Below are 1,455 nucleotides of genomic sequence, written 5' to 3'. Positions count from 1 at the left end.
CACTTCCTAATTCATATCTCTCAGTCTTTGGTAGATGTTGAGTTAGTTGATGTATTTCTAATGCAAGGCTATAACTTTTTTTGTAAACTTTTAAATCTTTATAGCTTTTTATCATTTTTTCACCATCTTTAACTAACTTCCAACCTCTAACCTCCAACCTCCAGAATCCACAGCTTCGGTGATATGCTTTAGCCCCGTTACATTTTCGGCGCGAAACCGCTTAACCAGTGAGCTATTACGCACTCTTTAAATGAGTGGCTGCTTCTAAGCCAACATCCTGGTTGTCTGTGCGATCTCACTTCCTTTTCCACTTAGCATATACTTTGGGACCTTATCTGGTGGTCTGGGCTCTTTCCCTTTCGACTATGAAGCTTATCCCACATAGTCTGACTCCCGATGAACATTAAATGGCATTCGGAGTTTGAATGGATTTGGTAACCTTGTTGGGCCCCTTGTCCAATCAGTGCTCTACAACCACTTAACTTTTACATCGAGGCTAGCCCTAAAGCTATTTCGAGGAGAACCAGCTATCTCCGAGTTCGATTGGCCTTTCACCCCTATCCACAACTCATCCCCTCATTTTTCAACATAAGTGGGTTCGGGCCTCCACAGGCTCTTACACCCGCTTCACCCTGGTCATGGATAGATCACTCGGTTTCGGGTCTACTAATCATAACTTCCGCCCTTATCAGACTCGCTTTCGCTCTGGCTTCATCTCTATGACTTAACCTTTCGCTACGATTAGTAACTCGCCGGTCCGTGATACAAAAAGTACGCAGTCAGGCTTTTAAATAGCCCTCCTACTTGTTGTAAGCTTATGGTTTCAGTTTCTATTTCACTCCCCTTCCGGGGTTCTTTTCACCTTTCCCTCACGGTACTTGTTCACTATCGGTCATTCAGGAGTATTTAGTCTTGGAAGGTGGTCCTCCCATATTCTCACAAGGTTTCTCGTGTCTCGTGATACTCTGGATAAATCTCTGACTTCTTTTACCTTTCGTCTACAGGACTATTACCTCCTACGGTTGAGCTTTCCAGCTCATTCGACTCGGTAAAAAATTTAAGTCAGCCAAAGGCTGTAGCCTTTAGACAGTCTATCCCACACCCATATTAAGCAACGTCTACAGACTTACACTTAATATGTTTGGACTCTTCCCCCTTCGCTCGCCGCTACTAAGGGAATCTCGTTTTGATTTCTTTTCCTCAGGGTACTAAGATGTTTCAGTTCTCCTGCTTGTTCTTACATGGCTACTTATTTCACCACATAATACCAGTGCTCCACACTGGTGGGTTGCCCCATTCGGATATCCGCGGATCTACGCTTATTTAGCAGCTCCCCACGGCTTTTCGCAGCCGGTCGCGTCCTTCTTCAACTCTGAATGCCAAGGCATCCACCATAAGCTCTTTCTAGCTTAATCAATTTATTTCCTATATGCATTTTTCAATGTACAGTTTCGA

At 44.1% G+C, this 1,455-nt stretch carries 1 other annotated feature (only partly in view).

What is annotated here, in order from left to right:
• Window positions 1–1,415, bottom strand: a sequence feature (mutual gap in cmsearch alignment for this rRNA model is longer than 100); it reaches 1,982 nt to the left of the window's first position.
• Window positions 1,416–1,455 lie beyond the last annotated feature (40 nt).

It is taken from the genome of Halanaerobium saccharolyticum, assembly GCF_004362045.1.
GTDB lineage: Bacteria > Bacillota > Halanaerobiia > Halanaerobiales > Halanaerobiaceae > Halanaerobium > Halanaerobium saccharolyticum_C.
Note: the sequence above shows the minus strand (reverse complement) of the source record. Positions and strands in the feature narration are given on the sequence as shown.